The 7,422-nt window shown below is 35.4% G+C and carries 6 protein-coding genes; 5 read left to right on the top strand and 1 reads right to left on the bottom strand.

What is annotated here, in order from left to right; translation table 11 throughout:
- Positions 1-185: 185 nt before the first annotated feature.
- The gene (locus V7112_RS10070; protein ID WP_335418561.1) at positions 186-1,109 is read right to left on the bottom strand and encodes a nuclease-related domain-containing protein; all 924 of its coding nucleotides are present in this window, start codon (positions 1,107-1,109) and stop codon (positions 186-188) included.
- A 297-nt stretch (positions 1,110-1,406) separates the two neighbouring features.
- Between V7112_RS10070 and V7112_RS10065 the strand changes: the two genes are divergently transcribed.
- From V7112_RS10065 to opp4C, 5 genes are all read left to right on the top strand, one after another.
- Complete coding sequence (locus tag V7112_RS10065; RefSeq protein WP_335418558.1) at positions 1,407-2,420, top strand: ABC transporter ATP-binding protein; 1,014 nt, start codon at positions 1,407-1,409, stop codon at positions 2,418-2,420.
- Between the two features lie 2 nt (positions 2,421-2,422).
- Positions 2,423-3,415 carry an ABC transporter ATP-binding protein gene (locus V7112_RS10060; RefSeq protein WP_335418556.1) on the top strand — a complete coding sequence of 331 codons (993 nt, stop codon included), beginning with the start codon at positions 2,423-2,425 and terminating at the stop codon, positions 3,413-3,415.
- A 52-nt stretch (positions 3,416-3,467) separates the two neighbouring features.
- Positions 3,468-5,183: an oligopeptide ABC transporter substrate-binding protein gene (opp4A, locus tag V7112_RS10055; protein ID WP_335418553.1), complete on the top strand. Its 1,716-nt coding sequence runs from the start codon at positions 3,468-3,470 to the stop codon at positions 5,181-5,183.
- A 90-nt stretch (positions 5,184-5,273) separates the two neighbouring features.
- Entirely contained in the window at positions 5,274-6,239 is a 966-nt protein-coding gene (gene opp4B, locus V7112_RS10050; RefSeq protein WP_335418551.1) for an oligopeptide ABC transporter permease, read from the top strand.
- 12 nt (positions 6,240-6,251) lie between these two features.
- Entirely contained in the window at positions 6,252-7,160 is a 909-nt protein-coding gene (gene opp4C, locus V7112_RS10045; protein ID WP_335418548.1) for an oligopeptide ABC transporter permease, read from the top strand.
- Positions 7,161-7,422 lie beyond the last annotated feature (262 nt).

The raw sequence follows: 7,422 nt of genomic DNA, 5'->3' as shown, positions 1-7,422 counted from the left end.
GGATAAGCAAGTACTTATGGATAAAAAAGGAAAAAGCTATATCATAAATGCTGGAAAAGCAATGGCTTCTGTATAAAGCAGTATGAATTCATAAGATAACTTCCAAATATATATTTATATCTCCACAAAAAATAAGATAAGAGTTCCTTTTTCCGAAAAAAGGAATAACTCTTATCTTATATTTATTAAAAACCCTTTTTTATATAGTATGTCCCTTTTTTAGATGAACAAGGTTGATAGTATTTTTGAAGAATTCGTAGAATCAATGCCTTTGATCTAATAATCTTGCACCATTCAAAAATAGTCCCCGATGTAACCTTCATATCAGGAAAAAGTAAGATAAACTCCTCTATACTGCGCAAAATTGCAACTTCTTTATCCTCTACAAAACCACAATTTTTACAAATTATAGTCGTTGTTCGCCCTGTATCAGACATATCTATGCATTCACACCTGGCACACATTACCCCTTTCTCCAACCCATCAAAACTATACTCTGGCAACAATGTATACGGTGAGTATTTAATATGCGACGCCAAAAGCTTATTTGCCAGCGTATGATGTTTTCCAATCAAATTTGAAGACTGAGTATTTAATTGTTTAATAAAGCGCTCAAGTTGGGTTGGAAAAATTATCGGTAGTTCAGGAGAAGCATTATAGAGATAAAATTCGGGATTGATGAATACGAGATGACCCTCTACAGTAAAGTTCATTCGTTGTTGTTGGAGAAATTGCCGAAAGAGAGAGACACTCCGGGATAGTTGGTTAAGCGGGTTTTTTATTTCCTTACCAGAAAGGAGCCGTAAACTATCGCCATCGAGCAAATAATCACCTTCATAATTTTTTACTTCAAAAATATGAATTTTGGGTTGAGTAATCAGTAGGGAATCAATTTGATAATGGGTATTGTTTGTTTCTAGAAGCAGGTCATTGATAGTGAGGCAATCGAGGGAGAGATTGGTCATGCGTTGATCAAACATTTTTTCTCCAATAAAACCTTTTTCAAGTGAGACGATTTTATTCTCCGTTTTCTCAGAAACTTTGCTACGCGCTCGGACAGATTTTAAAAGTACCAATTCGTCCGGGACAGTACGAGGTTTAATAATCAATCTAACACTTCCTTTCTTAGATTCAAGAACATTGTAAATCTAAACTTTCATATTTACAATTGATAATTTTCGTAAGTTGTATATACAACTTATGAGAAAATTCTAATATAATATATTTTTATAATATATTGAAATAATTAGAGTTAATAGAAAATTTACCGTAAACCTTTATTTATCAACCTTTTTAACCTTTTTAACTTTAAATATAAAAAATTGTCTTGCAATTATAATATTATAGTAATAAAATTTTATTTACATATTAATTGTGGATATTCTAGAAGAATTTGGGGTGTTTGTATGCAACAGCCAAATAATGGGGCACCTTTGCTAGAGGTAAAGGGATTGAAAACAGGGTTTAACATAGATGGAGAAATCTATCATGCAGTGGATGATGTTTCCTTTAAGGTTAATCCGCGCCAAATTGTCGGAATTGTTGGTGAATCCGGCTGCGGAAAAAGTGTAATGTCCATGTCCGTTATGAAACTATTACCGGTAGGGATTGGAGAAATTACAGACGGAGAAGTTATATTTCAAGGAAATAATATTGAAAATCTATCAGAATCTGAAATGAATAAAATTCGTGGAAAAGATGTTTCGATGATATTCCAGGAACCCATGACTGCTCTTAATCCTGTTTTTACAATTGGTTTTCAATTAGATGAGGTTCTATTAAACCATCAAAAAATCTCAAAGCAAAGAGCGAGAGAAATTAGTATTGAACTATTAACTCAAGTAGGGATTTCTCGACCTGACAGTATTGTGGATGAATATCCTCACCAACTTTCAGGTGGTATGAGACAGCGTGTGATGATAGCAATGGCTATTGCTTGTCAACCAAAGCTATTAATAGCTGACGAACCTACAACGGCTCTTGATGTAACAGTTCAAGCACAAATACTTGATCTCCTTAAGACCATTCAAGAGAAGAATGATATGTCAGTCATTCTAATTACACATGACCTTGGTGTTGTTGCCGAGATGTGTGATGAAGTAATCGTCATGTATGCGGGTAAAATTGTAGAAAAAACAGATGTTGATACGCTTTTCTACAATCCAAAGCATCCATATACAAAACTCCTGATGGAATCTATTCCAAAGCTTCATGAGGAAGTTGACACATTAGGGTCGATTGAAGGAATTGTACCGTCATTAAAAAATATGCCTAAAGTTGGTTGCCGATTTGCTGACCGTTGCCCATCAGCAATGCCAGAGTGTAAGACTCTTACTCCAGTATTAGGAGAAGTTGAGGCTGGACATGATGTATCCTGCCTTTTATATAAGAGTAGCCGACCTGTAGAAGAGGTGAAATAAAAGTGGCTAATTCAACACTAGTAAAAAAAGATAATCTTATATTAGAAGTTAAAGACCTTAAAACCTACTATCCTATTAAGGGTGGATTTATGAGGAAAACAATTGGCCATGTAAAAGCGGTTGATGGTGTTTCATTTGATATTAAAGAAGGTGAAACATTAGGCCTTGTTGGTGAATCAGGGTGTGGAAAATCTACAACAGGGAGAACCATTCTTCGCTTACTTGAACCAACAGACGGTCAGATTCTTTTGGATGGTCAAGATATCACGAAACTAAAAGGAAGACACTTGAGAGAAATCAGAAAAGATTTCCAAATGGTTTTCCAGGATCCATATGCTTCATTAAATCCAATGCAAATGGTTGGTGATATCGTAGCAGAACCAATCATCAACTACACTGGGAAGTCATTAAAAGAACTAAAAGATGAAGTAATGGACTTGTTAAAAAAGGTTGGACTTCCCGAGGATGCTTTTTATAAGTACGCTCATGAGTTCTCCGGAGGGCAACGTCAAAGAATCGGGATTGCGCGTGCATTAGCACTTAGACCAAAACTGATTATCGCAGATGAGCCAGTTTCAGCACTTGATGTTTCGGTTCAATCGCAAGTATTAAACTTATTAAAAGAATTACAAGATGAGTTCGGATTAACTTTCCTTTTCATTGCACATGACCTGAGTGTTGTAAAACACATGAGCGATAGGATTGGGGTTATGTATCTTGGTGGCATTGTTGAAATTGCAGAAAAGGATGACTTGTACGCTGAACCACTTCATCCTTATACACAAGCATTGATTTCTGCTATTCCTGAGCCTGATCCAAGAAAGAAAAAGGAAAGAATTGTTCTTCAAGGTGATGTGCCAAGCCCGGCGAATCCGCCAAGTGGTTGTCCATTCCATCCAAGATGTCCAATGGCAATGGAGGAATGTTCGAAAATCAAACCACAATTAAAGGAGGTGAAGCCAGGTCATAAGGTGGCTTGTCATTTACACAAATAATTGGCAGCAAATTTTTACAAACATATATCAAATTTTAAGGGGGAAAACCTACATGAAAAAGTCAGCATTATGGACTATCGCGCTTATGCTAGTAATGTCATTATTCCTAGCAGCTTGCGGTGGTAATGAAAAAACAGCTGAAAAAGAAAAAGAAAACACTGGATCAGAAACATCTGAACCAAAAGAAGGCGGTAAAATCACACTAGCTGTAACTCAAGCTCCAGAAGGTGTTTTTGAATCTGCTTATTACAGAAGTGTAATTGATGCACAAATCCTAGGTTTCACAGGTGATAGCATTTACACAGTAAATGACGATTTGGAATATGAACCAAATCTTGCTTCATGGGAAATTAGTGATGACAAATTAACGTATACTTTTAAATTTGAAGAAGGCGTTAAATGGCATAATGGTGAAGAACTAACAGCTGAAGACTATGCATTTGCTCTTGAAACTATTGCAGACCCAGATTATGATGGTTCTCGTTTCAACTATGTTGAAGGAATCAAAGGTGCTGTTGAGAAAAAAGATGGTAAAGCAGACCATATCGAAGGTGTAGAAGTAATTGATACATATACTGTTGCAGTTACTTTTAAAGAAGTAAAAATCAACAACTTAGAAAACCTTTGGTCAGATCCAATGCCTAAGAAACACTACGAAGGTGTTCCAGTTGCAGAGCTTGGTGAATCTGAACAAGTTCGTACAAATCCAGTAGGTCTTGGACCATTCAAAGTGAAAAAAGTTGTTCCTGGTGAATATGTAGAGTTAGAACGTTTTGAAGATTATTGGCAAGGTAAGCCACTTCTTGATGGAGTAGTTATCAAAGTTATTGATCCATCATTAGCAAACGGTGCACTCCAAAATGGTGAAGTTGACATTATGGAAATTGCTCCAGCAACTGTAAAAGAAATTGACAAGATGGACCATGTTCGTCTAGAAGAAGCTACTGGTACTGTTTACTCTTATATCGGTTTACGATTTGGTCACCGTGATCAAGAAACACGTACTAACATTGCAGATTTTGATAAGTTTGAGTCTAAAGAATTACGTCAGGCTTTATTAACTGCTATTGATCGTCAAGCAATGATTAATGGTTTCTTAGCAGGAAAAGGTAAAGTATTCAACACTGTTATTCCGTCTGCATTCTGGATGGCTGCTGATGATGCTGATCTTAACCAATATGAATACAGTCAAGAAAAAGCAAAAGAATTATTAGCTACTGCTGGTTATAAAGATGTTGATGGTGATGGATTTGTAGAAGATCCAGAAGGTAAGCCATTCTCTATCAAATTTGGCCATTATGCAGGTAATGCAACTTTCGAAGGTCGTTCACAAGCAATCATTCAAAGCTGGAATGACATCGGTGTAAAAACTGAATTAGCAACTGGAAGTCTAATTGAGTTCAACCTTTACAACGAAATGAAAGATAACGACGATAAAGAATTAGAAGCATTCTTCGGTTCTTGGGGAACGGGTTCTGACCCAGATCCATCTGGTCTATGGGCTAATGATGCTGAGTGGAACTATGGTCGTTGGGTAAATGAAGATAACCAAAGACTTCTTGAAGAAGGCTTAAGCGAAAAATCATTTGATAAAGAATACCGTGGACAAGTTTATACTGAATGGCAAAAACTGTTCAATGAAGAATTACCAGCACTACCGTTATGGGAAAACATGAACCTATATGGAATTAACGAACGCCTTCAAGGTGTACATGTAAATGCTGTTGGATTCCAAACAGATGTTCATAAATGGTATGTAACTGACTGATTATAGGTCAATAGAGTTCAAAAAGTCACGATTTGTGACTTTTTGAATTTCCTTTTTGAAATGAATTTTTTAGGATAAGGAGAACATAACATGCTCCAATACTCAATTCGAAGAATACTTGGCATGATTCCATTATTACTCCTTGCCTCAATTGTGGTATTTTCCTTGGCAAAAATAATGCCGGGTGACCCATTTGGGGGAGAAATTGATCCATCCAATACAGATCCGAAATACATTGAAGAAATGCGGGAAAAATTGGGATACAATGACCCAATACCTGTACAGTATTGGAGATGGGTGACTGATTTTGTTCAAGGGGATTTTGGTAAATCTACAACACATAAAATGGATGTTTCAAAGCTAATTGCTCAAAAAATTCCAAATACGTTATTTTTAGCAATTGTATCATTATTTTTCACGTACATTTTTTCATTCTTTATGGGAATGTATGCAGGACGAAAACCGTATAAACTTGGAGATAATCTGATTGCGAGCTATAACTATATTGGATTAGCTGTTCCATCGTTTGTTGCGGGGATTGTGGCAATTTATTTCTTTGCGTTTCAGCTTAATTGGTTCCCATTCAGTGGATCAATTGAAGTTGGACTTGATGAAGGAACGTTTGAATATTATGTAAGTAAATTTCATCATGTTTTATTACCTGCACTCGTTTTAGGTTTAATGGGTACGGCGTCATATACTCAATTTTTACGTAATGATATTATCGAAAATAGTCGTAAAGACTTTGTAAGAACTGCAAGAGCTAAAGGTACGAAAGAATCAACGATTTATAATAAGCATATTTTACGAAATTCTATTATTCCGTTAGTAACATTTTTAGGATTCGATATTGCAACTTTAATAGGTGGAGCGGTTATAACTGAAACTATTTTCACATACCCGGGAATCGGACAACTTTTCTTAGATTCCGTTAATACAAGAGATTATGCTGTAATGATGACGATCACAATGTTACTTTCATTTTTAACACTTTTCGGAAATCTTATCGCAGATTTACTTTATGGAATTGTGGATCCGCGGATTCGATTGGATTAAGGAGGAGAATAAATGGAAGTAGTTACTAATACAAATGTAAATTCACCAAAAAAAGAGATAAAAAGCCTTTCTCCTTGGGCAATAGCCAGAAGGAAATTCATGAAAAACAAGCTAGCAATGATTAGTTTAGTTTTTCTTATATTAATCATTTTGACTGCTATCTTCGGACCTATGTTAAATAAACAAGATATTGTTCGTATTGATTACATGAACATGAGTAAAGAGCCGTCCGCAGATAATTGGCTTGGCACAGATACAAATGGACGTGACATGTTTGCGAGAATGCTTCATGGAGGAAGAACATCCTTGTTAATCGGATTTACTTGTACGATACTTATAACCCTAATGGGGACTATTGTTGGTTCTATAGCGGCTTATAACGGTGGGAAAATAGACCAATTGTTAATGCGTTTTACAGATTTCGTTTTAGTATTCCCTTTTATGATTTTTGTAATTGTTTTAAACAGTCTTCTTACAGGAAAAGTATCTGGAGCATGGCCTATAATTATAGTAATGAGTATCCTTGGTTGGGGTGGAGTTGCCCGTATCGTTCGAAGTAAAGTCTTAGCAGAAAAAGAAAATGAGTATATTTTAGCTGCGAAATCGATTGGGACAAGGCCATCAAAAATTATTATTAAGCATCTATTGCCAAATGTTTCTTCTACAATCATTGTACAAGCAACATTAATTTTGGCGGTAATGATTGTTGCTGAATCTGGACTAAGTTTTCTAGGCTTTGGGGTGCCTGCAAATACACCAAGCTGGGGAAATATGCTAGCAGAAGCAAGGGACGCAGATGTCCTTCGTAATATAACCTGGATGTGGGTACCACCTGCAACAGCTATTACATTAACAATTTTATCTATTAATTTTATAGGTGAAGGGTTGAAGGATGCACTAAATCCAAAATCAAACCGTTAGCAGATCTATCACAAAGCGTGATGGATCTTTTTTTTATCAAAAAATTTAGTGATTCAACGCTTTTTCGCAGTAAAGTATTATATTGAAAAAACAAAATAACTTGTTTTCTACAAATATATAATAGGGATATTTCTTTAAAAAACCCAATTAAATCAAATGATAGAAGAAAAAGTAATGAAAATAATAAAAATTATCTTGCAATTTCGACATAGTTTTAATAGAATTTTAAATAGATTAAGATAAAAGGAAGTATTCAATCTTT

The sequence above is a fragment of the Bacillus sp. JJ1566 genome (genome assembly GCF_036962685.1).
In the GTDB taxonomy this organism is placed as follows: Bacteria; Bacillota; Bacilli; order Bacillales; family Bacillaceae_L; genus Ferdinandcohnia.
The sequence above is the reverse complement of the archived record's forward strand: the minus strand, read 5'-3'. Positions and strand labels throughout refer to the sequence as shown.

Coding starts and splice junctions, on each gene's coding strand:
- opp4B (WP_335418551.1), top strand. CDS start 5,274: ATGCTCCAATACTCAATTCGAAGAATACTTGGCATGATTCCATTATTA.
- opp4A (WP_335418553.1), top strand. CDS start 3,468: ATGAAAAAGTCAGCATTATGGACTATCGCGCTTATGCTAGTAATGTCA.
- V7112_RS10065 (WP_335418558.1), top strand. CDS start 1,407: ATGCAACAGCCAAATAATGGGGCACCTTTGCTAGAGGTAAAGGGATTG.
- opp4C (WP_335418548.1), top strand. CDS start 6,252: ATGGAAGTAGTTACTAATACAAATGTAAATTCACCAAAAAAAGAGATA.